The following is a 24,947-nucleotide window of genomic DNA, read 5'->3' on the forward strand; positions in this document are numbered from 1 at the left end:
ATTAAGGGGTTATTTCAAATGTCTCTTTAGGCATAGAATGCATATCCCGAGCAGTTACATGAGTGATAATGGTATAAAGCCCTTCTTCTGTAAATGATTTCTCCAATCGATATATACCGTTTTCTTGATGCTCGACCATAACTTTTTCTGTCTCTTCTTCTCCCTCACGTTCGAATTCAAACTCCACTTCCTTCGCATCTTCAACAGGTTCGCCGCCTTGTGTGACGATCGCTTCAAACACAATCTCTTCATTTACCTTGGCAGGACTTGTTTCAATCTCAATTTCTACCTGTATGGCTTCTGAAGCCATCCCGCTTTCATGTCCCTTGTGTTCATCCTTCTTTTCTGCTTCCTGGCTTCCACAGCCAGCCGTAACCATCATCAACATGACGGCTGCAGCTGCAAACAAAGTCCGCTTCTGTCTCAATCCTTCCATCCCCTTTTTGAATCCTTTAGCTACCTTTTCGAATACCCCTTACGTTCTTTCGTTAATGTGATGCATATTCCCGCTCCTTTTAACGGAAAATAGGTTGAAAAGGAGGTCGTTTGTCATGTCACATCCATATTGCTGCCCTAATTGTAAAACAAACCGTTCCCGCTTCAATGTTATTGAGCAAACCCCTATCTATGTAAAGCTTGACCCACACTCAGGGACCATTGTGCAAATGTATTCAGATGAAGAGCTTGAGGCTTACCATCTGCCTTACAACGGACCCGGTATACGAGTGCAATGTGCATCCTGCGGATTGATTGAAGATGAGAAGACATTTATCGCCTTCGGCTTACGGAACAATTAGACATATAAGGGATACTATTCCTTCTGTAGTGTATCTCACTTTTCATATGCAGGGCAATGGTTTCACCCTTTTGTCACAAATGAAGTCGAGCCAGCCCTACTTGTTCGACTTCTTTTTCCCCTTTTCCTAAACAGAGAACATTAATAACGTTGATTATTACTGAAAAATTATCACTATCATCAATCCTAACAGAATGGCGTTAGCAGCTGTTAGCAACATTGATAGCCATACCGCCTTCTTTGCCAGTGAAACTGCTGCACTAATGTACAATATGGGGAAGATAAGCCCCCATCTTTCAAATAGGGGTGTAGCTGAAAGATATAAGGACAAAGGCAAGATAAGTATAGCCGATACAAAAAGAAGGATGATTTTCTTTATACGAATGGCTAAAATGGCGATCATAAGTGAAGCCAACATTAAAAACATAAATAGCATGCTATAATCTCCTCCTCAATTTCACATGAACCCTTTTAAAGAGTAACCATTCCACAAACCTGTCATGCTTTCCTTACCGCATACAATCCTCCTATTATAAATAGCTTTATTAAGTAAAAAAACCGTCATCCCTCTATAGGTATGACGGTTTCTTTATTATTACTTCAGTTCTTTCACAGCTGCTTCTACCTGTGGATCATCTGAATTAATCTTCTCACGAAGCTCGTTCATCAGTTTTGTCGTTGTCTCTCCAGTGACAATGCCGGTTTGCTTGATTCCCTGATTTTTTTGGAATTGTTTAACCGCTGATGCTGTGGCAGCATCATAAGATGTGTCCACTTTACCTGGATTAAACCCAAGGGCCTCCAGCATTTTCTCTATGTTTTCAATATCTGCAGAGGATGCTCCTTCCTTCCATTCCTTTTCAGGATCAACATAGGTCAAGTTAGCATATTCAGGGAGCTCAGCCTTCACATCCGGGCTGATGCCCTTCTTGTGAATCCAGTTTCCATCCGGCGTCAGCCATTTGGCGGTCGTGAATTTCAGATTGGAGCCGTCTGTGAAATCCTGTGCGGATTGGACGGTGCCTTTTCCGAATGATTTCATGCCGACCAAAGGTATATCAGCTGATTCCTTCAAAGCCGCAGCAACTATCTCAGAGGCACTAGCGCTTCCTTCATCAATTAATACAGTAGTTGGAAGGCTGACCTTATAACCGTTCCCGGTCGCTTTTGTGACCTCTTTCTTGCCGTTTCGGTATTCCACCTGATAAAGGATTTTCCCTTCATCCACAAACATATTCGCAATTTCCTGAGCTTGGTCGAGAAGGCCTCCAGGATTTTGTCTTAAATCAAGAATAATCCCTTTTGCCCCATCCTTTTCCGCACTCTTTAATGCTTTTTCAAGCTCTTCAGCAGTATGCTCGGAGAAGCTCGTAATTTGAATCTTTTCAATATTATTTGAGACTGTCTCTGCATAGACAGTTTCGATTGGAATCGTATCGCGGACGATTTCAACCTTCATTGTATCGGATTGGCCGGGACGCTGAATGGTCAAAGTCACTTTTGTGCCTTTTTCTCCTCTGATTAACAAGACCGCATTACTTGATGACATTCCTTGCAGGCTTTCACCATCCACTTCAAGAATAATGTCACCAGCTTTTAAACCAGCTTCCTCAGCAGGTGCTCCCTTGATAGGTGAAACAATCACAATTTGGTCATTTTCTTGCTGAATTTCTGCCCCGATTCCTTCAAAGGAAGAAGAGATACTTTCATGGAAGCTTGTCGCTTCGTCCGTAGACATGAAATCAGAATATGGATCATCAAGGGACTCAACCATACCGTTAATGGCACCATTTACAAGTGCTTCCTCATCAACATCCTCGAAGTAATAATTCTCTAGTGTATTATACACTTCATAAAGCTTGGAGAAGTCTCCATCCGTATTAGTTGATAGAAGTGAACCTCCACTACCGGATTTCGATTGTGCCTTTTCCGTAAGAAGGTAAACCGTTGTGCCGACCGTCAGTAGTACAAGTGCCAGTGCACCTAAGACGATATAGATCCACTTAACCTTTATGTACCCTTTTTTCTCTGGGCCGTCATTCGCTTGCTGCTCCTGTCCTTGTTCTTGCTCCTTATCCAATTGACTCACCACTTTCACAATATCATATCAAGTGAAAACACACTTCATTATACCAAAAGTTGGTTTCATTCTTCCACAAGCTGGACATATTCCTCAAAAGACAGTCCTAGTGAATGAATGTCTTTCGCGACATCTATGCCAACATAGCGGACATGCCAAGGCTCGTACATATAACCGGTGATGCTTTCTTTTCCTTCCGGATAACGGATGATAAAACCGTATTCTGATGAATTCTCTGCCAGCCACTTCCCTGCCGCCGTTTTACCAAAATCCTGGTTTAGATTAAAACTGTTCTCTGCACTAGAGACATCCATGGTCAATCCAGTTTGATGCTCGCTTTTTCCCGGCTCTGCTACAGCTTGCTGAGCATGCTCTGCACCAGATGCTGCTACTTCAGCTGTATATAGCTGTTCCTGACGCTCATAAGAACGGAAGCCGGACACAGCAACGATTTCTACCCCTTCTTCTGAAGCTGCGTCAAACATCTCCGCTAATGCCTCGCCTGCCTCTTTCCTCATGAGTTTCTTTTCGTGTTTTTCATCAAATGAGAATTTTACCTCAGGAACAACCAAATCTCCCGGACGGTATCCGATTGGGAGGCTATAATCCTTATTGACCAGTACTTGAATATTCTCTGGATTTTGAATAAAGTTTACCCCGTCCTCGGTTTCGATTACATTCAGCATCTCTGCTGTCAGTGCATACTCTTCTTCCGGTGCTGCCTCTTCTTGTTCACCTTCTGTTTCCTGCATGCTTGCCGCTTCTTCTGCTTCTTCCTTGCTCTCGGTCCCCAATAACGAATTATTGCATGCTGTTAGAAGCAATGCCGTTGATGTCATTAATGCAAGAAGTGTCTTTTTCAATGCTCTCATCCCTTATCTTTCAATCTCTATCTTCTTCGTATGTAATGGATAAAGGCTTCGGATTAAACCGAAGCCTTCCACACTCTTTCTATTATACTTCAATAGCAGCGTCTAAAGCTACTTCTATCATATCGTTGAAAGTCGTTTGTCGTTCTTCTGCTGTTGTCTCTTCCCCTGTCAGGATGTGATCGCTGACCGTAAGGATGGACAACGCCTGTCTGCCGTATTTTGCAGCCAATGTATAGAGAGCTGTTGTTTCCATTTCGATAGCCAAGATACCGTATTGTGCCCATAGCTCATGATTGGCTTTATCATTATAGAATTGGTCTGCCGTAAAGACATTTCCCACCTTTAGATTGAGGCCTTTTTGAATACCAGTATCATATGCTTTCTTCAGCAAATCAAAATTGGCAGTCGGCGCATAGTCGATGCCGTCAAACAAGAGTTTATTCATGTTTGAATCGGTTGAGGATGTCATGGCAAGAATGACGTCTCTGACCTTTACATCTTTTTGAATGGCTCCGCAAGTACCGACACGGATTAATTTCTGAACATTATAACTGGACATAAGTTCATTGACGTATATAGAAATGGATGGCACGCCCATTCCAGTCCCTTGGACGGAAACACGTTTACCTTTATACGTACCTGTGTAACCAAACATATTTCTTACTTCATTATAGCAAACAGGATTCTCTAAAAAGGTTTCAGCAATATATTTTGCTCTCAGCGGATCTCCTGGAAGTAGCACTGTTTCTGCGATTTCATTTTCTTTCGCTCCGATATGTACACTCATCTTTGAATTTCCTCCTTACAGTTGGATATAACGTGATTCTATTCAAAGATTACTATATCATAAGCGCTTTAAAATGAAAAAAAGCTGACTATTCAGAATTCAGCACACATGCAAGCGGTTAACCTCAGTCCATCCGCCAGATTGAAGCCTGTAATACCGCTTCTTTTCATAATGGTCTACAATCATGATAATATCTCCGCTCATGACCGTTCTTCCCTGATAGTTTTTAGGGATGAGATCTTTTATATTAAACATTTTAAATACCTTTGTTACTACATCAAAATGGCTTTCCGCATTGATGATTCCGCGGTAAACCATTCGATAGCCCTTTCTATCCCTTGGATGCTCCGTTTGGAACAAGGCTATTTCATAATCTTTTTTCCTCAAGGCTGACCAGCTCAATCTCTTTGATTTCAACATAACTATCCCCTCCTTGAATCATTATGATTATATTAATTGCACATTCTTATCGGAAAATCCTCTGATGAAATTATTCTAGTTTTGTCGAATGCCGATAAGACTGTCAAAATGAAAAAAAAGAACTACTCGAATAGTCTCGAATAGCTCCTAATCTAATGCGGTTCTTTTTTATCCTGCTTCTGACTGACCAGCTTCTTTAATTTCTTAACAGCTGTCTTCATAACCTTCTCATAGCTCTCATCACCGAAAAATTCTTTTAAAATCCGATAATCATTATAAATATCAAGTAGATGATTGACCATGATTTGATGGTCATCCTCTGTCCCTTCAGGATTCGGCAGTTCCAGTAATTCCTTCCGTTTTCGCTTGCCCTTTTGGGTATTCCTCTGTGGTTCTTGATATTTAGCCAGAAACGCATCGGCATCCTTTGCATCTGCCAGGAAATTTAAATCGTCCTCACTGCACTCGAGCCATTCCTCATCGTCAATTCTGGAGAGCTCATAAATGACATCCTCCCAAGATTCCTCCTGGTAGCGCCATATTTCTGTCCGAAACCCAATGACCTTAAATATGTCCTTTCCGTATCCCTTTACCTGTACTAAATCACCGAAAAAAAACTTATAATCAATGTTGATTTGTTCTGCATCAAACAATAAACCTTCAAATTCCTGTAAATGAATGAGTGCGGATTCTGTATATACCCCTTCCGCTCCTTGCACCTCATACAGGAAGGCCTGATTAAACTCTTTTACATTTGAAACGACACCGACAATGCCATTCACTAAGATAACGACGGAATCTCCTACCGCAAACTTCGGTTTATTTCGTTTGCCCACTAGCTGCCACCCCTTGCAGATCGGGTAAAGTTTTTTATCATTATATGCAAGGAAGATTGATGCGGATAGCCTATAATTATCTTATTAATGCATAAGCCTTAAGCTGTTTTCCTTGAACCAGTCGAAAAAAGCAGGCAGCCTTCTTTTGATAAGAAAGCTCCCTGCTCTTCGTATGATTATTTCTTTGCCGGAACGGTCAGTACAATTCTCGTTCCTTTTCCTATCCTGCTCGTTACTTCAAATGAGCCTTCAAGCTCTTCCATTATCTTCATGCTTGTTGCAATACCAAGCCCTGTTCCATGCTCTTTCGTTGTATAAAAGGGTGTGCCAATCTTGCTTAAAACACCCTTTGGCATGCCAGGACCATCATCAGCGATAATAATCCTCACTGTATCATCCGTGCTTTCAAAGGAAATACGGATGCTGCCTTCCTTTTGAAAGGCATCCTTCGAGTTCTGAATCACATTAATAATAACCTGGAATAATCTATTTCGATCCGTGCAGATCAATTTATCACATTCATTCTCTCGCAGAATCTTAATATTCTTCCTGTAAAGTTCTCCTTTTTGCAGAAGAATAATTTCGTCCATGAGCTCATTTACATTATGTTCCTTCACAATCAATTGGTAGGGCTTAGATAAATTCAGCAGCTCTCCCACAATGCCATTCATGCGGTTTAACTCTTCTATAATAATATCAATATAATTTCTAAATACTTTTTCATCATATGGATGGTCCTTCAACAGCTGGAAGAAGCCGCGTATCGTCGTGATAGGATTTCGGATTTCATGAGCTACTCCAGCGGCTAGCTGGCCGACATATTTCAGCTTTTCTGTGCGAATAAGCTCCTTTTCCCTCTGTTCGATTGCTTCCACCATTGACTGAAAGCTGCGATTCAAGACATTAATCTCATGATAGGCGCTTTCTGTGCGAGAGAACTTCTCACCCCTTGAATACTTCTCTACACGTCCAACCATGTCCTCGACCGGCTTTATAATAATCTTCGTCATATAGTATGCAGCAGCAATAATGGCACCAAGTATAGGGATACTGATCAGCAGGTATCGACTGAGCAGCCCTCTTAATGGAGCATAGACTGCTTTCTTTTCCGTTGTCGTCACGATATACCAATCTTCTTCAGCTAGTGCCTTTGTTCGAATAGGATTAACCGTATAAAAACTCTTTCCATCATTTGATTCCAGCAGTTTCCTCTTTAAGGCAGCCTGATGGATAAGCTCAGGCGACAAATCATTCTCCTCGATGAAATTGCGATTCATAATCTCTTTCTCATCTTTATGCGTGACAATCCAGCCGTCCTTATTGATCATGAAGGCAGTATAAGGGAGCTTCTCCCGCTCTAATTCAAGTTTAGCAGCTACAGTCTCCCATAAATAGTAAATATTAAAGGATGGAGCAAATATTCCAGCTATCTCATTATCCTCCGTATACACCGGGGTACTGATCCAAAAGAAAGGTTTCTCTCCCTCCACTGTATAAACCTTTGACAAGAAAGGCTGACCATTCATGGAACGTACAAAGGATTCACTTTCAAGGAGCGCCTCTCCAGTCTCTAAGGGGTACGTTTCCCGCCAAATCTCACCCGCGCTGGTAACATATGTATAACCGGAATAAACCGGCTTCAGCTTTACGTATTCATCAAGTAGTTTCAATGATTCCGTTTTATTATTATTCGTAATGCCGGAGTTTTGACTTAAATATTTCAAGTCATTCATCCGCTCTTCGATAAACATATTGGTTGTATCTGCCGCATGGTAGGAGGCAGTCTTTAAAGTCGCCTTCGCCTGATTTTCCAGCAGATGCTTTTGATTAAGGAAGAAGGTAAACCCAATACACACGATTGGAATAATAGAGATAATGAGCGAATAGTACAGCAGTCGTGTTTGTAATCGTCCTGGCATAAAAAGCACCTGTTTCCTTCCTCAGATTCCAGAACAGAAGTTATAGAAAATCACCCAAGAATTCAAACAGGGAACCATTCATTTGTTCTGCCGGTCCGGTCCATTTTATTCCCCCATATGCTGCAGGTACGCATTCCACGCCTCATCAAAAAGACTCATATCAAGAATATAATCGCCATTCATTTCTAAATAATGGCTGACTTCATGATAATCAGAGGAATTCTTCGGAAACCCGTGGTCATAAAACACATTTTCGGCGAACAAGGACATTTCCGTTTTCTTCAAGGCATTTCTGTATGTCATTAAATATTGATAAAAGGATTTCATCTTATTCATCTCCACTCTCTTGGCTTACTTTTGACCATAATCATCATACATAAATGAGAATGATTATGCTACATCTGGAAAGCTAACAGCCTGCAGCCATTTTGTCAAATAGCGGGCCGATTTCCTGAAACCAAGAGGCATAGCTATGAAACCTATAACTTTTAACCTATCCTGTATGTATCAGTATACATGATTTAAGCCCGTTATGGTAATGAACACCATTTTTGGTCATGAATATTTCTATCTGTTCTCTAAGCTGCAATATGTAAAAAAAGGACGGATTTACCGTCCTTTTTCTCCATCATTAACAGCCACAATAGAAGGAAGCGCCTATAATGACTAACAAGATGAAGAGAACAACAATTAATGCAAAACCAGAACCGAAACCTCCGCCGCAGCCATATCCATAACCGCCACCGTAGCCATATCCGCCACCATATCCATAGCCGCAAGGATTGCAGCCGCCTCCAAAATTACCGTACATTCGAACATCCAACTCCTTTTAAAAGGTCTCAATTACACTGTTACTATATGAGCTAACTGCCCTCTGGGTATGTGCATTCGCCCATATTTAGATTGTTTTTTATCCATAAACTAGGTAATATGGAACCAGATACGTTCGGGAGGGTGGGTTTTTATGACCGTCAAGTTGAAACAACATACTATTTTTGTACTTTCCTTCCTAATTGCCATCATTGTCATCTTAATCCTTTCGTTGCGTCCGGACACGGTCAAAATGGTGGATCAAACCCTATCCGAAAAACTGAACAATGGCAATACCATTTATTATGTAGTTGTTGGTGACAGCATCGGTAGAGGAGCCGGGGCTGAAACAATGCGGGATAGCTGGCACGGCCAACTGGAGAAGCTGGTCAAACAAAGATATGGTGCCAGAATGGAGGGCCAGCATATTGTTCAGAGTGGAGCAACAGCTTTTGAAGGATTATACAAGCTGAGAAACTCAGAACTACTCATTCCTGCCGATATCATTTTCCTGGTTTTTGGAGAAAATGACCGAAAATATATGGAAACAGAAGAATTCGCTAAGCATTATGAGCTATTAATTCGCGAAGCAAAGGTCCGAGCACCGAACGCTGAAATCATAACATTCATTGAAAGCCCTTTAAACGTTCAAGGCTTTGCGGATCAAATTCAAATCTTAAGTGATCACTACGGAGCGATACCAATTGATATGCGAGCAGCATACGCCCAATCAGGCATTTCTGTGAAAAAACTGAATAAGGATCAGGTTCATCCTAACAGACGGGGATATGAACTGTATGCAAACACCATTCTCGCGATGTTGGAGGATTACCCAAACAGGAAAGCACCGGCATTGGAGGAGTCGTTGTACACTCAAGGCGATACTCCTTTTCATCTAACAAAGACGATTGATTCCCAGAAAGGCTTTATGTATGCTGACAGTTACTGGACCGCTGGAGAGAAAGGCAGTTCCATCCGCTATAAAATTGAAGGCAATACGGTAGGTGCCATCATTAAGCGTAATCCAAACGGCGGCATGGTAGACGTCTTCATTGACCATCAGTATTACAAGACCATTAACACGAACTGGCCATTAGTGAAGGAGCGCTATATTATTCTTGCGACAGGGCTCGAGGAAGGGCAGCATCAAATTGAGTTTATGATGAATGACGATGGTCACCGATTTAAAGGACTCGATGAAAAACCGTTCCAATTGGGAGGCATCATATCAGCAAATATTCTCGAAAAGGAAATAATGGAGTAACTATTTCTATAGAAGATATACAAAGACTAAGACACCGTCTAGTCTTCTTTTTTTGATCCTTTCATCCAAAAAAAATCCGCCTGAATCTCTTAGGAGAATCAGGCGGAACGTTTTATAAGCCCCTTTATTCAAATAGCCGTAAATATTCTCCGTAGCCTTCCTTCTCAAGGTCAGCCTTCGGTATAAAACGCAAGGCGGCAGAATTAATGCAGTAGCGCAATCCAGCCGGACCCGGGCCATCCGGAAAGACGTGGCCTAAATGGGAGTCCGCTTCCTTGCTTCTCACCTCAGTCCGAATCATATTATGGCTGAGGTCCTGTTTTTCCAGGATTTCATCCTCATCAATCGGTTTAGTAAAGCTTGGCCAACCGCAGCCGGCATCATACTTATCCTTCGAGCTGAAAAGAGGCTTTCCGGAGACGATGTCAACATAAATGCCATCCTCTTCTGTCCGGTAATACTCATTACGGAACGGCGGTTCTGTCCCATTGCTCTGGGTCACATGGCGCTGCATCTCGTTCAATTGGTTAATGCGTTCCGTGTATTTCCCCATATAGCCTTACCTCCAATTCTCCTTAATGAAGCCGGCTCTGCCAGAGCTGACCTGATAAGATTCATAATGCTCCTTATTCTTTTTGTAGAAATCCTGATGGTAATCCTCTGCCGGATAGAAGGTTTTAGCTGGAAGAATTGGTGTAACAATTTCCTTTTGGAAACGACCGCTTTCAGCCAAGTCTCTTTTCGATTCCTCAGCAGCTGCCTTTTGCTCCTCAGTCATGTAGAAGATTGCTGTTTTGTATGAATCGCCTCGATCACAGAATTGACCGCCTGCATCAGTTGGGTCAATTTGCTGCCAAAATAATTCAACAATGGACTTATAAGTAATAAGACTAGGATCATATGTAATCTCTACAGCCTCAACATGACCGGTTGTGCCCGAACATACCTCTTCATAAGTAGGATTTTCTTTATGGCCGCCTGTATAGCCTGATACAACCTTATGTACTCCAGGGAATGTATCGAAGGGTTTAACCATACACCAAAAACATCCTCCGGCAAAAATTGCTTTTTCCATTCTAATCCCTCCAGTATATTATGTATGATAAATAGCTTGATATCTCCTTACTATACTCCTAATTTGCTTTCTTGCCTATTCTTTAAGTCACCGCTTTCCCTGCTTCCGCATATAGGTAGCATAAATGAACGTAATGACAGGAGTGAGTAATATGGCCGCCAATCCTTATCCGCCTTATCTGTACCCTTCTCAGTCCCTGCCGTCCCGGTCAGGATTCTACCCATGGCTTAACAGACACAACGGCTCAGCAGGGCAGAATTATATGCCTTCTTACCATCACTATACACATAATTTGGAAGAAATAAAAAACATATGCAAGATTCGTTTTTACCACGGTTCCTCTTTTTGCGGTACTGTAGACATGTATATTAACGGCATGAAAACCTTTAAGGATATGCCCTTCAATTCAGCCAGTTCTTACTTATCCTTAACACCAGGCGCCTATTATGTTGAGGTCTTTCCATCAGGAACGACCTATCCTTTAATCATGCACAGGAAAATTACGATTGGCGATACACCTAATACAGTTGTCCTGACGGGGAAAGAGGATGATCCACGGCTGGTCGTGATACCGGAAAACCATACGGTTCCCCATAATGAATCAAAAGTGAAGACTCTTCACCTTGCTCCCTCACATGACATTCTCCAAATCGGCGTGAAGGGCCGGGATGTACTTTATCCGAGTCTTCCCTACAAGCATCAGACAGACTATTTAGGACTGACCCCTATGACCATTGAATTTGAGCTGAAAAATCCCGAAAAAGGCGAGCTTCTTCACCAAAGCGGCTTCATTCAATTTGAACCAGACAAAGTGTATACGATGATTATCTACGAAGATGCAGATGAAACCCTCGGAATCACCCTTCTGCATTAATAAAAAGAGGCATGCAATCTTCATTGCTGCCTCTTTATCATGCTTTTATTCAACGGGAACCAGCAAATTCATCTGGATATCATCATTGCGAAGGTCAAACTTCTTCGCCTCCACTGTTATCCCGCTCTTTAAGTCCATTTCTTTTAATGATAAATAAATGGTCTTCTCAGCCGGGTTGATGGTAACCCATTCCGGCATCTTATATTTCTCATTGATGTAGTTCAGCACGAAAGTGGCCGGCAGATTCATCTCGCCAATTTGGATGGAACGGTGGCGAAGAAGGATATTTCCGTCATCTGTTGTATACGGTTCAAATAATACTTTCAATTGCACATCTTTTCCGAAGGCACTTAATGTACCATACAGCTCCAATTTATCTGTCAGCAATACCTCGTAATCAATCGGACTGTCTGCAGCCTCTTCATCAATATAATGATTAATTATCCTGTTCAAATCTTCCTTATTTGAGGAGAAAGGAATGCTCACCATTTCCTTGTTCTCATTCAGTTTCTCCAAAGCTCCTGTATCCTTTATAGGCCTTGTCATCCAGTAAAACAGCACACCGGCAATCACAAGATTGACGGCTAGCAAGGCAAAGAACAATGACTTCCACAATCCCCACTCACTCATCCACTTCTTCATTATTGGCCACCCCATTCCTTTGTCCAACAGCATACATGTTATCAACAGTCTTTTCTTTCATCTCTTCATAAATGCGAGCAGCAATCAGCTCATACCCCCGATCATTCGGATGAAAATAATCCTCCTGATACAGCAGATTCTCATCGGATGCTGCAAAAATATCATCAATTCGGATAAAATAAGCATTCGAATCTGACTTTGTCACTTCCATGCCAATCTCATTCCAGTCATCCATAATGATGTCAAGCTCACTAAAGGCAGACATCCATTTGCCGAAAGGGTTGTATAGCCCAATATAATAAATTTCAGCCTCCTGATTATATTTTCGGATTGTCTTAAGGATTTTTTCAATTCTTTCCTCATAGCTAACGGAGGCCTCTAAGAAATCTGCCATCGTCAAATTGGTAAATTTCTCTTTAACTACCTTCATAATATCATTGCCGCCAATAGTGATGACAACTGCATCAGCCTGCTCTATGTCACGCTTTATTTGTTCATCTTGAAGCCGATTCAATAAATCACTAGTTCGATTACCACGAACGCCGTAATTTGTAAAAGTTGCTTCCTTTATTCCCCGATTTGTTTCCAGATAGGCAGAAAGATAGGGGATATACCCTTCTTGGTCATCACTTGCGCCAACACCTTGTGTCAGCGAATCACCTACTGATACAACGGATAATTCTGTCGGAATGAAATCATCCGGGATATCCTTCTTAAGTGATTTCGTTAAATAGGATTTGGAGTGCTCCGCAGATTCCTTCCCCTTAAGAAAGGGCAGTCCGCCGCAGCCGGCTAATAATAATGTGACAAGAAATATTGAAATCATTTTTTTGTCTAACATGGATGTCACCTGCCTGAATAGTCCTCTTATTGTATATCATATGTCATAAAGCACCATGCATTATGGAAAACTGGATGGTAATGATTACTTTTTTTATGAACGATTCTGTTCATCTAATTTGTTGCTTTACGGTGCAGAGGTATCTATGAACTACATTTCATCTGTCGCAAAGCCTTTTGATAAAAAAAAGACAGGGATATCCTGTCCATTACAATTGCAACATTTTTATATGCTGAATTATGTCATCCATCGGGATATCATCCAAACCTGAATAGGATTGAACCACTCTACCCTCTTGGTCTACAAGGGAGAAGCTCACAGAATGGATAACCTGGTCATTCCCGTCCGGCTTTTGGACAGTTGCCTTAAAGCTTTCAAGAGAAAAGTCCTCAATCTCATCTTGGCTGTATCCCGTTAAGAAATGCCAATTCGTAAAGTCAACATTAAACTGCTGGCCATATTCCTTTAATACTTCCGGTTTGTCAACCTCCGGGTCCACACTGAAGGAGATCAGCTTAACATCCTCTAATCCTTCCTCCTCAATTCGTTCCTGGAGTTTCTTCATGTTGGCTGTCATCGGCAAGCAAACGGTGTTGCAGTTTGTAAAGACGAAATCAGCCACCCATACCTTTCCCTTCAGGTCTTCAAGAGAAACATCCTTGCCGTCTTGATTGGTATAGGTAAAGGATTCAACCTCATAATCTGTCGCATTAGGAATCTTCTGTTCACTTGAACAAGCGGCAGCTAGAATAACAAACAATAATGGCACTAAAGCTTTAATATATGATTTCATATGAACTGAACTCCCTGTATGCCCCATATTCGTAATCTTTCTTATCTATCTAAATATTAACAAGAATGTGTAGATATAGAAAGGGATTTGCCTTTTTTTCGTAAGGCTCATGTATGCGGTACATAAACCTTGAAAATGCTTCCTACTCCCTTTTGACTGTCCACTTCAATTCTTCCGCCCATCTTTTCCATGATTTGATAGCAGACCATCAAGCCCATGCCTGTTCCTTTATCTTTTAATGAATAAAAGGCCGTTCCTAACCGCTCCACCTGCTCCCTTGTCATGCCTGTTCCGGTATCCTCAATTGAAAAGACGATATAAGGTTCTTCTAATGTGACGGTGAAGCTTAGCTCTCCTCCCTCTTTCATTGCTTCCATCCCATTCTTTATGACATTAATCAGCACCTGTTTCACTTCATTCTTGTAAATATGGATTGGCCTGTCAAAGTCCAAATGATAGTGAAGCTGGATATTGCCAACCATTAAGGCATACCCATTCATCAGGTCAACAATATGCATAACAAAATCAGAAAGTAACAATTCTTCCTTTGATTCAAAATCAGTCTTTGTCATGGATAAATAATCATTGATAATTCCTTCTGCCCGGTTTAATTCATCCATCATTAACTTTATGTATGCTTTTTCCTGATTTCCAATGCTTTGTCTGTCCTCAAGAATTTGGAGAAATCCCTTGACAACTGTCATCGGATTACGGATTTCATGAGCCACCGATGCTGCAAGCTGTCCAATGGCGTTCATTTTCTCCGCCTTTTGTAATTCCTTTTGTATGTACGCATTATAGACAATGTTATCCATTTCTTTGATTGCATCATCAAAGGTACTGATTGGCAGCTCCTCATCTGTCGCTTTTCCTATGCGAGAGGATGTTTCTACTAATTTAGCAAACAGCATTTGGAGCTGTTTCACCATATAGTTAAATTGGTCAAATAACGGCTGAAAGTCCGGTTCCTTAGGCTTAGTGAGTTTAACATGGAAATTACCGTCACTAAGCTTCTTCACTCCCTCGACAAGCACATTAATAGGCTCGAGCAGTCGGTTAAGGAACGCCCGTATGATGAATATCCATATTAGAATAATAAAGACCATAGCAATGATAAAGGTTTTAGCCACATTCCAATCATTTACTTGAACATCCTCCATGTTAATCTTAATGCCAAGAATATAGGAAGAGCCGTCCCCTATCGATACCTTCTTTAATCCGACAGCAGACTCATTGTCAGAGGAATCATAAAGAAAGGAGGCAGAACGACCATTCTTACTGAGCTCATGAAGTCCCTCCCTCGTTTCTTGCCGAGAAAGGCTTGGAAGACTATTCGCTCTTGATGATACAAGATGCTTATAGCTCCCCTCTTCCTTCGAATACCCCAGCAGAAACGCATTCAAAAGAACAGGTGCCTCATGATCAATCACCTCGGATAGATATCCCTTCAGGATATTAAAATCCCTTTCAGTCAATTCATCAGGGTCTCTCTGTAAAATGCCCTCTATCTCTTTCGGTATATAGGAGACATGCAAGTCTGCTATTTCCTCCGCTCTTTGCATTAGTATATTTTCTTCATATTGAATAATCATCCTATAGGCAATTCCCGCCATCAAAATCATACTCGTAATAAGCAGCATCGCCGTAAGAATTAATATTTTCATCTTTACCGATAAATTGGGGACGAGTTGTTTCATCTTTTGTTCCTCACATAAGTCTGTCATCATACTCTACTATTTGACAAAATACCAAAAAAATCCTGTGTTTTATCCTAAGTTAATCAAATAATTTATGAATGAAGACACCATTTCCAAGCTAGGAACCATGCCCATCAGTACAAAAAATCAACTCGACCCCTAGGACCTTTTGATTTGGAAAGACGAAATCGCATTGGTTTTTCCTATGTCTATTCCTTAGATGAAGCGTCCAATCATTTCCTCATCATAAGGTTCGTTATCCAGTATGTATTTCGTACCCAATCCATGGTGACGATATACTCACGACCATCATGTTATAGCGTAAGTAATCTCTATCTTGTTCCTATGTTCAAGTCTTTACGCTTGTTGTTTAGAGCATGTCGGACACATTACGGCCTAAAGCAGATAAACTATTCTGAGGAAAACAAAAAAATACTGCAGACCCGGCACATCGTTCATGCTGATTCTGCAGTAATGAGGTTTCTCTATTCTTACTCAGCGTAATACATGAAGCCAATCGCTCCTACGCCAGTATGTGTACTGATAATTGGCGTTGTAGGGTTGATTGCCACATCATTCAGAGACGTAACGTCTAAAATAGCTTCCTTCAGTTTAGTGGATAATTCCATAGCATCAGCTTCTGTTATTCCGATACCTTTAATTTCTTTTCCTTCTGTATCCTGAAGCATTTGTTTGACGAGGTATTTAACGATTTGACTTTGGCTTCTCACTTTTGCAACAGGTGTGTATTCCCCTGTATCCAGTGAAGCAATTGGTTTTATGTTAAGCAATGAGCTGATCATTGCTTTCCCTTTCCCGATTCGTCCGCCCTTTACGAGGTTTTCGAGCGTATCAACAACAACGAATAGCCTTGTTGCTTTTTGAATCTCGTCCATCCGTTTGATAATCTCTTCAGAGGTTTTGCCCTCTTTCGCCATTTTAGCGGCTTCAAGCACCTGGAAGGCTAAACCGTGGGAGATGTATTTAGAATCTATAACTGTGACTTTGCCCTCAGCCATTTGCGCAGCTGTTTGAGCTGATTGCACCGTTCCGCTCATTTTAGAGGTCATGTGGATGGAGATTACTTCACTGCCGTCTGCAGTCAAGGAGTTGTACACTTCAAGAATCTGGCCTGCGGGAGGTTGTGAACTTTTGGGAAGCTCCTCTGATTGTTTCATTTTCAGGATAAATTCATCAGGGGTAATATCAACACCATCCACATATGATTGGCCATCGATGGTAATTGAAAGCGGCACTACGATGATGTCATTCTCTTCTAGTATCTGCTTTGGCAAATCAAGAGTGGAATCTGTTACAATTTTGATATTTGACATGTTTTCACTTCCTATATTTATACGACTACGAACATTATACACGTTTTGTATCTAAATTTAAATGTGTTCTGTCACATACATAGCAGGATTTTGCCGAAATTTGAATGAATGAAAAACAGGCCTCCCCCGTGCTGGGAAGAGGGCCTGATTTATCTTTATATTCCATGTATCTGGTTGTGCTCCCTTTCGTATTGTGCTTCTTTGCGGAGCTTTCGTTTATAGACGATTTTTGACAGACTGACACTGATTTCATAAAGGAGCAAGAGCGGAACGGCTACAATGAAATCAGACAGGAATTCCGGCGGAGTAATCGATACCGCAATCACAATCAAGACAAAGTAGGCATATTTCCGAATCTTCCCCATGACATAAGGATTGAGAATCCCGAGAGATGTCAGGAACATCATCACAACCGGCAGCTCGAATAGGACAGCAAACGGCAAGGACATATTGATGATGAACTTAAAGTAGCGATCTGCCGTGTATGCCGTTGTCATCACTCCTTCTCCCAGCTCATTCAAGAAATTCAAGACAATCGGATAAATGACAAAATAGCCAAAGCACAAACCCGCGATAAACAAGAGAAACAGGGCGGGTATATAAAAAAGGGCTGTTTTTCGCTCATATTCTTTTAACGCTGGTTTGACAAACAGCCAAATTTGCATAGACAGGACCGGAATCGTGCAGGCAATAGCCACTACCGATGCCAGCATAAAATAAATCCAGACAACATCACTTGGTCCAAGGATAATAAGCTCTTCTGATAAATCCCGGGTGAAAAAACGGTAAATATCCTTCACGAAGAAGAAAGACAGGCATAAAAATAAGATAAAAGCACCTACTGTGATCATCAGCCTTGATCTTAGTTCCTCCAGATGCTCTACCATGTTCAGTTCTTTTTCATTCATCTGTATGAGAATTCACTTCCTTCTAGCAGCAATTTAATAGAGGTGCAAGAATTCCTCACACCTCTATCTAATAGTCATGGACTTATTTTTTTGGTTCCTTCTTTGAATCATCCAAGTCACTCATGACTTCATTGCTCAGGTCTTTAGTCGAATTCTTGAATTCACGCAAGGTTTGTCCGAAGGCTCTCCCAATCTCAGGCAATTTCTTTGGACCAAATATAATTAAGGCTAAAAGCAGGATAAGGATTAATCCAGGTACCCCAATATTTGACAACATTCTATCCCCTCCATTTTGGTGCTCACTTCCCATTATAATAGTTTTCGGAAATATGAAAAGAATTAGTTGCTATTTTCACCAATATTTCAACAAAATAGAGGGAAGTTCAGTCAAGAACACTGTCAAATTAACAATTGATGGAGGCTGCTGCCGCTTTCCACGACAAGGAAGGAAAAGCCCTTTTTCTCCATCCGCTCCATCAATTCCGGATAATCTTCCTTACACTGGAGTTCGATGCCGACCAGCGCTGGACCGTTATCCTTATTGTTCTTCTTCGTATATTCAAACCGTGTGATATCATCTCCCGGGCCAAGCACCTCATCAAGAAATTCCCTGAGAGCTCCGGCCCGCTGCGGAAAATGCACGATAAAATGGTGCAAGAGTCCCTCGTATTGAAGAGAGCGTTCCTTAATATCCTGCATTCTTCCAATATCATTATTTCCGCCGCTGATAACGCACACAATATTCTTTCCTTTGATTTCCTCCCGATAGAAATCCAGGGCGGCCACTGGCAGTGCACCTGCCGGCTCGGCTACGATGGCATATTCATTATACAGCTCAAGAATCGTACTGCAGACCTTTCCCTCTGGAACGACTAGACAATCATGCAGAAGGCTTTGACAAATCTGATAGGTCTTCAAGCCGACCTCCTTTACAGCAGCCCCATCCACAAAGCTGTCAATCTCAGGTAATTTAATGATTTTCCCTTTTATGATGGACTCCCTCATAGAGGCAGCACCTGCTGGTTCCACTCCGATGCACTTCGTGGCTGGAGAGACACTTGCCATATAAGATGAGACACCTGCCATAAGACCGCCGCCCCCTACACTGGCGAACACATAATCCACAGGGACTTCACTATCATGCAAAATTTCCACTGCCACCGTCCCTTGACCGGCAATGACATTCCCATCATCAAATGGATGTATAAATATGCGGCCATCGGCTTCCTCACATTTCTTGGCCTCTGCATAAGAATCATCAAATGTATCACCCGAGAGAATAATCTCCACGAATTCCTTTCCGAACTTCGCTACCTGATTAATCTTCTGCTTAGGCGTTGTCGTCGGCATATAAATCTTGCCGTATACCTTCAGTTCATGACAGGCATAAGCCACACCTTGTGCATGATTCCCCGCACTTGCACACACAACCCCGTTTTTCAATTCCTCCGCTGAGAGACTCATCATGGCATAGAAGGCACCGCGAAGCTTGAATGAACGGACATGCTGCAGATCTTCTCTTTTTAAAAAGACCTGGCAGCCATATTTCTCTGATAACCGCTGATTCAGCTGTAAAGGGGTATGAGCCACCTTTTCCTTAAGTTTCTGGTAAGCAATTAGAATTTGTTCCACCTGTACACCCTGTTTTGCCTTAACTAGATGACTCATTGTCTTTCCTCCAAACTTTTCTTAATTTGTAAATTATAGCAGGTCTCCAAGATAAATCAACAGAATAATTAGAAAATTCACTATTTTAATTTATGCAAAAAAAGCTGCCTAGCTCGTTAATCTCTTCAAACTAGACAGCTTTTTGTTTTATGCACCTTTTAAGTGTTGGTCTCTTTCCTCATTAATGATTGCTTTAATATCATTTGCCACCTGTTCCATACCCGCCTCTTCATAGCGCTCGGCAGGAATAGCCGGAAGGATGACTAATTTCACCGTACCCGGTTTAATACGATTTTGATTATTCTCGAAGATATCGGCCGTCCCTTGAATCATGAATGGGACGATTGGAACTTTGGAATCCTTTGCAAGACGAAGACTTCCAGCCTTGAATTCTCCTAACTCGCCGCCTCTATTCCGCGTTCCCTCAGGGAAGATGAGAACAGAGTGGCCTGCTTTTAGCTGTTTAATGCCATCGCGAATGGATTGAATAGCCGCACGCCTGTCACTGCGATCGAGAAATACGCAGCCCATGACCTCCATCCAGCCAGCTACAATCGGAATTTTTTTGACTTCAATCTTTGAAATAAAGCCAAAAGGCTTTGGAATACCCGCCATTAAGACCGGCACGTCAAAATCACCCTCATGGTTACCGACAAAAAGCACTGGTCCGTCTGGAATATTCTCCAATCCAGTTACCTCAAGCTTGCAGCCTGAATGTCTCAAGAAGCCGGCTGCCCATTTTTTCGGTACTGTTTGGATTTTTTCATCATTTTCCGCCTTGTTAACTGCATGCAGCTTTTTCGCCTTAGCCAGGCTAGGCAGACTGTATAAAAGATAGCCGCATAAATAAAAGAACATATAGATTAATCGAAACAATGATTGCTCCTCCTTACGATATTGGGGTCATTCTTCTATATTCCTGGAAATAATAATCATATGGGTTTTTTTCATCTTTTGGTCCTTTAACCGAGGATATCTGTTCCCATCCCTCCTGGAAATTCACCGGAGGAAAATAGGTATCTCCCTCAAACTCTTCATCAATAAAAGTCAGGTAGATCTTCATTACATACGGCATGAACATCTCAAATAAGGCCTGACCGCCAAAAATAACGCATTCCTTATCAGTCTGTTCAGCAAACTCCATGATTTCTTCTTTCGTATGGAATACCTCCACCCCTTCATGGCTCCAGCTAGGGTCATTCGTCAAAACGACATTTACCCTTCCAGGTAAGGGCCTGCCAATGGAATCGAATGTTTTTCTCCCCATGATAAGGACCTTTCCCATTGTTGTTTTCTTCACATGTGCAAGATCCGCCGGCAGACGCCAAGGGAGTTGATTATTCAAGCCAATTACACGATTCCGATCATAAGCCACGACAATTGAAAACATATGTACCTCCAAATGATTAGTAGTCTCTTACCATTTTAGCAATATATTTATAAGCCATGTACATTATTGTAGAAAAATAAAAAGCCCCTGTAAAGGGGCTTTTATGCTAACATTTTACCCGGAAATAATCCAGTGTATCCTTCACGCTGCCTTGTAACGAATAGCAGGGGACAATCCTCCATTTCTCGGCATACCTGCCAAATAGCTGATTTCCTTCTATTCGCTTCTCCATTGACTCTTCCTCCCCCATCATCCTCATCCGAATGATTACAGGACCTTCAGATAACTTTTTATAGTGATTAGCCAGCTCTTCTAATGTGCAAAGGGTGCCTCCGGCCAGCTCATATACCACTCCAGCCTTCCCCTTATCTAATATATCTTCGTAAGCCTTCACCGCATCACGGACATCTAGAAAGGTTTTCGGGGAAGAAGCCGTGTTGATTTCTAAGATTGCGCCTCCCTCCTTTTCACCCTTTACGATTTTTTTCGCAAATAGGGCACTGACACCAGTTGATGGGCCAGGGCCAATGAGATTAGGAGCCTTAACGACTAAAACATTCATTTGATAGAAATGATGCCAAGCGATGGCTAGTGAAGTTTGCATGGCTTTGGAATAGCCATATGGATGGTTTGGCTTATCCAGTGCTGGACAGACCTCAAGGGCAGAACCAATGATAAGTATTCTAACCTTCGGGCAAATCCTGCGAACAGACTCCAAAAGGTGAAGGGTCCCTTCCACATTTCCCTTCATGAAGGTTTCCGGGTCGATCCAGGAATCGCCGGCATGGTTTTTGCCAGCTAGATGGAGAATGTAATCTGGATTCGCTTTTTTGAGAGTCTGGTCAACCTCTTCCTTCTTGGTTAGATCACAAAGAAGCTCATCTGCGAGAGCCGTTCCCGACCTTTTTGTAGCTATGACCTGATATCCTTGTTTTCGAAAATGGCTGCATGCAGCTGTGCCTGTAAATCCAGTGCCTCCCGTGATGAGAATGGTCTTCATGCATGAGCCATCCATTCGCACAGCTCTGCCATCATGGCTTGATAGGAAGGAACCGTATAGACTATATCCTTACGTGTACTGATTAACGTCTTATCAGATACCATCTCACCGTCAGGGCGAATATTCACGTCATCCTTTAACAGGAATTCTTGAAAAAGCATCAATAATTGGTATTTATTCACCTTCTCAGGAGCATGCAAATGGCAAAGTCCATTCAGCTCATTTTCAATCGCATAATGGATAAATTTCGCCAGTTCAATTGTCGTTACACCGTTCCACCAAACATTTGTATAGCCATATATCGTTCCCTTTTGCTTCAGAAACCAATTCAGCAATCCAATTCCATCCTGCTTCTTTTCGGGCCCGATGATTGAGGTGCGGATGGTTAAATGATTGGTTTCATTTAATTCCCCTAACGCCTTCGTCTTTGCATATAAAGATAATCCGTCTGCCGGTGAATCTTCGGTATATCCCCCCTTTGTTCCACTGAAAATGCAATCTGTGCTGATATGAATCAGCTTGCCTCCGTATTTATCCAACTCACGGGCAAGAAAATGCGGAAGCAAGCTGTTCAGTGTTATCCCTTCATATAAGCTTCGATCAACTCCCTGATTGAGAATGCCTATTGCATTAATGACGAAGTCCGGTCTCCAATCAGATAGGATTGATCCAACATGATCAAAATCTAGTGCATCGCATTGGACCGAATCCTTGCTCGCGCGTCTTCTTGTCGTACGCTGTACCTCATAATCAGATAGACCCATAAAATAAGCAGCAGCCACATGTCCAGCCATGCCATCCCCGCCTAGAATGAGTATCTTCATGAGAGGAACCCACCTTCTTCTAACAGGGTTCGTAATTCATCCTTGTTCATCAAATTTTCACCCGAATTATAATTCTCCATTTCAACTGGTTTATAGCTGGCATAGTACTCTTTCAATCCATCAATCTCAATGCTTGGCAGAATGACGAAATAATGCTGATCATAATGTACTGTACTGGCACTCTCGTATTCTGAAAAGAGGATTTCATGAATCTTCTCACCTGGTCTCTTTCCAAGCTCAATAATCTCGACACCCTCTTTGCCAGAATCCTCGATCAATACTCTAGCTAAATCCAGGATGGTGCATGTCGGCATTTTCATGACAAAAATTTCACCGCCGATACTCTCATAAGTTGCCTTAAATAAAAGGCTAATTGCTTCCTCAATCGTGAGAAAGAATCGGGTCATCCGCAAATCGGTAATACCGACAACCCCTTTTTCAGCAATTTGATTCTTAAAGACATGAATGACACTTCCATTTGTTCCAAGGACATTTCCGCCCCTGACACAAACAAATTTCGTATCTGTGTTCAAGGTATTGGCGTGAATAATAAGTCTCTCTCCCATAGCCTTCGATAATCCGTAGAAGTTGGATGGATTTGCTGCTTTATCAGTTGAAATATAGACTACTTTTTCAACATGATTATATATGGCTGCATCAATGACATTTTGCGTGCCGAGTACATTCGTTTTCAGTGCCTCAAGCGGCTGCTCCTCACATACGGGTACATGCTTCAGTGCTGCCAAATGAAAGACATATTCAACGTCCTGACACGCCTGCATCAAGCCTTCTCGCTCTTTAATATCCCCAATGATGAATTTTAAGCGCTTATCAGAGAACTGCCGCATCATCGCTACCTGACTTGATTCATTACGGGAGAATAACCGAATTTCCTTCGGCTTTTCCTGTAACAGCTGACTTACTAACTCATGTCCCCACGACCCTGTTGCACCGGTAATCAGAATTCGCTTATCCTTAAACAACTCCCTTCACTCCTAACAGGTAATTAATGACTTTCTGTGATACATTTCGATCTTGATAGCCTTGAGGGAGTTCCCAATAGAGCGCCTGTTTCATCATAATCCCCACACTTTCTACTATACTGTCCGCCTTAGTCCCTGACAGGATATTGCTCCCGCACTCCACTGTTTCTGGCCTTTCTGTCGCATCTCTGACCGTCACGGCAGGAACATGCAGAATGCAGCATTCTTCCTGCACGGTCCCGCTGTCTGTCAATACACATGCTGCGTTCTCTTCAAGCTTCACAAAGTCAAACAATCCAAATGGTTCATGTAATTCAACCAATGAATTCAGTTCAAATTCATTCAACACACTTAACCGGGCATTTGTTCTAGGATGGAGACTGCAAATGATTCTCTTCCCATGAATCTCTGCCAGCTGATTAAAGCCTGTGAAGATTTCCTTTAATATTTCCGGTGAATCTACATTCTCAGCCCGGTGTATTGTCGCAAGGAAATAATCCTTCTTTGCAAGTGAAAGTCTCGTCAATATATCTGAGGATTGTATCTTCTTTCGATAATGCATGATCACTTCGTTAATGGGATTTCCCGACAGGAAAATCCGATTAACCGGTACATTTTCATCAAGCAGGTTTTGCCGGCTTTTTTCCGTATAGGGAAGATTATAGCTGCTGACCGCATCCACTACCCTTCTGTTCTTCTCCTCCGGCACCCGTAAATCAAAGCATCTATTCCCTGCTTCCATATGATAGACAGGGATTCCATATCGTTCAAAAAGGATGGCACTCAGGGCACTGTTTGTGTCACCAAGAATCAATACTCTATCAGGCTTATCCTTCTTCAATACTTCTTCAAGAAAGTCATACATGGAAGCCAATTGACCACCAAGATTCATATTCCTCATATGAAGATGGTAATCTGGCTTTCTAATGGATAATTGCTCAAAGAACACATCACTTAAGGAATGCGTGAAATTCTGGCCGGTATAGACAACCGTATGCTTCGTACAAACCTCATCCAGCTTTTTCATAATAAGGCTCAGCCTGATAATCTCCGGCCGTGTCCCTAGTACCGTCATGATATGCACTGCTTTTCCTCCTTCTCGATCACACCTTATCCGCTCCTATAAATTATGTG

29 protein-coding genes are annotated in these 24,947 nt (G+C 41.9%); 4 read left to right on the forward strand and 25 right to left on the reverse strand.

All coding sequences use genetic code 11. From position 1 onward, the window contains the following. Position 1 precedes the first annotated feature (1 nt). Positions 2–427 carry a FixH family protein gene (locus ACY8DX_RS12350; RefSeq protein WP_462405285.1) on the reverse strand — a complete coding sequence of 142 codons (426 nt, stop codon included), beginning with the start codon at positions 425–427 and terminating at the stop codon, positions 2–4. Between the two features lie 124 nt (positions 428–551). Between ACY8DX_RS12350 and ACY8DX_RS12355 the strand changes: the two genes are divergently transcribed. Continuing rightward, the gene (locus tag ACY8DX_RS12355; RefSeq protein ID WP_462405286.1) at positions 552–797 is read left to right on the forward strand and encodes a DNA alkylation repair protein; all 246 of its coding nucleotides are present in this window, start codon (positions 552–554) and stop codon (positions 795–797) included. 193 nt (positions 798–990) lie between these two features. Next, on the forward strand, positions 991–1,239 hold the full coding sequence (locus ACY8DX_RS12360) for a hypothetical protein (protein WP_462405287.1): 249 nt from the start codon (positions 991–993) through the stop codon (positions 1,237–1,239). 152 nt (positions 1,240–1,391) lie between these two features. Here ACY8DX_RS12360 and ACY8DX_RS12365 read toward each other — a convergent pair whose 3' ends face one another. From ACY8DX_RS12365 to ACY8DX_RS12400, 8 genes are all read right to left on the reverse strand, one after another. Further along, positions 1,392–2,894: a S41 family peptidase gene (locus tag ACY8DX_RS12365; protein ID WP_462405288.1), complete on the reverse strand. Its 1,503-nt coding sequence runs from the start codon at positions 2,892–2,894 to the stop codon at positions 1,392–1,394. A gap of 47 nt (positions 2,895–2,941) precedes the next feature. Then, positions 2,942–3,739, reverse strand: a complete 798-nt coding sequence (locus ACY8DX_RS12370) for a M15 family metallopeptidase (protein WP_462405289.1) — start codon at positions 3,737–3,739, stop codon at positions 2,942–2,944. 91 nt (positions 3,740–3,830) lie between these two features. Then, positions 3,831–4,535 carry a purine-nucleoside phosphorylase gene (gene deoD, locus ACY8DX_RS12375; protein WP_049670668.1) on the reverse strand — a complete coding sequence of 235 codons (705 nt, stop codon included), beginning with the start codon at positions 4,533–4,535 and terminating at the stop codon, positions 3,831–3,833. Between the two features lie 99 nt (positions 4,536–4,634). Then, on the reverse strand, positions 4,635–4,955 hold the full coding sequence (locus ACY8DX_RS12380) for a YodL domain-containing protein (protein WP_049670667.1): 321 nt from the start codon (positions 4,953–4,955) through the stop codon (positions 4,635–4,637). Positions 4,956–5,107: 152 nt separating this feature from the next. Next, on the reverse strand, positions 5,108–5,791 hold the full coding sequence (locus ACY8DX_RS12385) for a hypothetical protein (protein WP_049670666.1): 684 nt from the start codon (positions 5,789–5,791) through the stop codon (positions 5,108–5,110). A 176-nt stretch (positions 5,792–5,967) separates the two neighbouring features. Further along, the gene (locus ACY8DX_RS12390) at positions 5,968–7,710 is read right to left on the reverse strand and encodes an ATP-binding protein (RefSeq protein WP_462405290.1); all 1,743 of its coding nucleotides are present in this window, start codon (positions 7,708–7,710) and stop codon (positions 5,968–5,970) included. 105 nt (positions 7,711–7,815) lie between these two features. Next, positions 7,816–8,046, reverse strand: coding sequence for a YozE family protein (locus tag ACY8DX_RS12395; protein ID WP_462405291.1), 231 nt, complete (start codon positions 8,044–8,046; stop codon positions 7,816–7,818). Between the two features lie 295 nt (positions 8,047–8,341). Next, complete coding sequence (locus ACY8DX_RS12400; protein WP_049670663.1) at positions 8,342–8,521, reverse strand: YjcZ family sporulation protein; 180 nt, start codon at positions 8,519–8,521, stop codon at positions 8,342–8,344. 153 nt (positions 8,522–8,674) lie between these two features. Here ACY8DX_RS12400 and ACY8DX_RS12405 point away from each other — a divergent pair, with 153 nt between their 5' ends. After that, positions 8,675–9,784, forward strand: a complete 1,110-nt coding sequence (locus tag ACY8DX_RS12405) for an SGNH/GDSL hydrolase family protein (RefSeq protein ID WP_462405292.1) — start codon at positions 8,675–8,677, stop codon at positions 9,782–9,784. 124 nt (positions 9,785–9,908) lie between these two features. Here ACY8DX_RS12405 and msrB read toward each other — a convergent pair whose 3' ends face one another. Further along, entirely contained in the window at positions 9,909–10,337 is a 429-nt protein-coding gene (gene msrB, locus ACY8DX_RS12410; RefSeq protein WP_462405293.1) for a peptide-methionine (R)-S-oxide reductase MsrB, read from the reverse strand. Positions 10,338–10,343: 6 nt separating this feature from the next. After that, positions 10,344–10,859, reverse strand: coding sequence for a peptide-methionine (S)-S-oxide reductase MsrA (gene msrA, locus ACY8DX_RS12415; RefSeq protein ID WP_462405294.1), 516 nt, complete (start codon positions 10,857–10,859; stop codon positions 10,344–10,346). A gap of 124 nt (positions 10,860–10,983) precedes the next feature. Between msrA and ACY8DX_RS12420 the strand changes: the two genes are divergently transcribed. Then, positions 10,984–11,733, forward strand: coding sequence for a DUF4397 domain-containing protein (locus tag ACY8DX_RS12420; protein ID WP_462405295.1), 750 nt, complete (start codon positions 10,984–10,986; stop codon positions 11,731–11,733). A 45-nt stretch (positions 11,734–11,778) separates the two neighbouring features. Here ACY8DX_RS12420 and ACY8DX_RS12425 read toward each other — a convergent pair whose 3' ends face one another. The 14 genes from ACY8DX_RS12425 to wecB all read right to left on the reverse strand — a co-directional run bounded on the left by ACY8DX_RS12425 (position 11,779) and on the right by wecB (position 24,897). Then, positions 11,779–12,375: a YpmS family protein gene (locus ACY8DX_RS12425; protein ID WP_462405296.1), complete on the reverse strand. Its 597-nt coding sequence runs from the start codon at positions 12,373–12,375 to the stop codon at positions 11,779–11,781. Beyond that, a complete protein-coding gene (locus ACY8DX_RS12430; RefSeq protein ID WP_462405297.1) occupies positions 12,356–13,216 on the reverse strand; it encodes an SGNH/GDSL hydrolase family protein in 861 nt (286 codons plus the stop codon). The genes ACY8DX_RS12425 and ACY8DX_RS12430 overlap by 20 nt, the downstream gene beginning before the upstream one ends. A 208-nt stretch (positions 13,217–13,424) precedes the next feature. Continuing rightward, complete coding sequence (locus ACY8DX_RS12435) at positions 13,425–14,009, reverse strand: SCO family protein (RefSeq protein ID WP_462405298.1); 585 nt, start codon at positions 14,007–14,009, stop codon at positions 13,425–13,427. 107 nt (positions 14,010–14,116) lie between these two features. Next, positions 14,117–15,706, reverse strand: a complete 1,590-nt coding sequence (locus ACY8DX_RS12440) for an ATP-binding protein (protein WP_462405299.1) — start codon at positions 15,704–15,706, stop codon at positions 14,117–14,119. A 491-nt stretch (positions 15,707–16,197) separates the two neighbouring features. Beyond that, positions 16,198–17,040, reverse strand: a complete 843-nt coding sequence (locus tag ACY8DX_RS12445) for a DegV family protein (RefSeq protein ID WP_049670655.1) — start codon at positions 17,038–17,040, stop codon at positions 16,198–16,200. Positions 17,041–17,195: 155 nt separating this feature from the next. Further along, on the reverse strand, positions 17,196–17,948 hold the full coding sequence (tatC, locus tag ACY8DX_RS12450) for a twin-arginine translocase subunit TatC (RefSeq protein ID WP_049670654.1): 753 nt from the start codon (positions 17,946–17,948) through the stop codon (positions 17,196–17,198). An 82-nt stretch (positions 17,949–18,030) separates the two neighbouring features. Then, on the reverse strand, positions 18,031–18,225 hold the full coding sequence (locus ACY8DX_RS12455; RefSeq protein WP_049670653.1) for a twin-arginine translocase TatA/TatE family subunit: 195 nt from the start codon (positions 18,223–18,225) through the stop codon (positions 18,031–18,033). Positions 18,226–18,347: 122 nt separating this feature from the next. Next, positions 18,348–19,616, reverse strand: a complete 1,269-nt coding sequence (gene ilvA / locus ACY8DX_RS12460; RefSeq protein WP_462405300.1) for a threonine ammonia-lyase IlvA — start codon at positions 19,614–19,616, stop codon at positions 18,348–18,350. Positions 19,617–19,763: 147 nt separating this feature from the next. Further along, entirely contained in the window at positions 19,764–20,492 is a 729-nt protein-coding gene (locus tag ACY8DX_RS12465; RefSeq protein ID WP_462405301.1) for a lysophospholipid acyltransferase family protein, read from the reverse strand. Between the two features lie 13 nt (positions 20,493–20,505). Next, positions 20,506–21,006, reverse strand: coding sequence for a dihydrofolate reductase (locus ACY8DX_RS12470; RefSeq protein ID WP_462405302.1), 501 nt, complete (start codon positions 21,004–21,006; stop codon positions 20,506–20,508). Between the two features lie 106 nt (positions 21,007–21,112). Continuing rightward, positions 21,113–22,006, reverse strand: a complete 894-nt coding sequence (locus ACY8DX_RS12475) for an NAD-dependent epimerase/dehydratase family protein (RefSeq protein ID WP_462405303.1) — start codon at positions 22,004–22,006, stop codon at positions 21,113–21,115. After that, positions 22,003–22,830 carry a dTDP-4-dehydrorhamnose reductase family protein gene (locus tag ACY8DX_RS12480; RefSeq protein ID WP_462405304.1) on the reverse strand — a complete coding sequence of 276 codons (828 nt, stop codon included), beginning with the start codon at positions 22,828–22,830 and terminating at the stop codon, positions 22,003–22,005. The genes ACY8DX_RS12475 and ACY8DX_RS12480 overlap by 4 nt, the downstream gene beginning before the upstream one ends. Next, positions 22,827–23,813, reverse strand: coding sequence for a polysaccharide biosynthesis protein (locus ACY8DX_RS12485; RefSeq protein WP_462405305.1), 987 nt, complete (start codon positions 23,811–23,813; stop codon positions 22,827–22,829). Before ACY8DX_RS12485 ends, ACY8DX_RS12480 begins: the two co-directional genes overlap by 4 nt. Next, the gene (wecB, locus tag ACY8DX_RS12490; protein ID WP_462405306.1) at positions 23,806–24,897 is read right to left on the reverse strand and encodes a non-hydrolyzing UDP-N-acetylglucosamine 2-epimerase; all 1,092 of its coding nucleotides are present in this window, start codon (positions 24,895–24,897) and stop codon (positions 23,806–23,808) included. Before wecB ends, ACY8DX_RS12485 begins: the two co-directional genes overlap by 8 nt. Positions 24,898–24,947: the final 50 nt, after the last annotated feature.

Source organism: Gracilibacillus sp. Marseille-QA3620, from assembly GCF_054950035.1.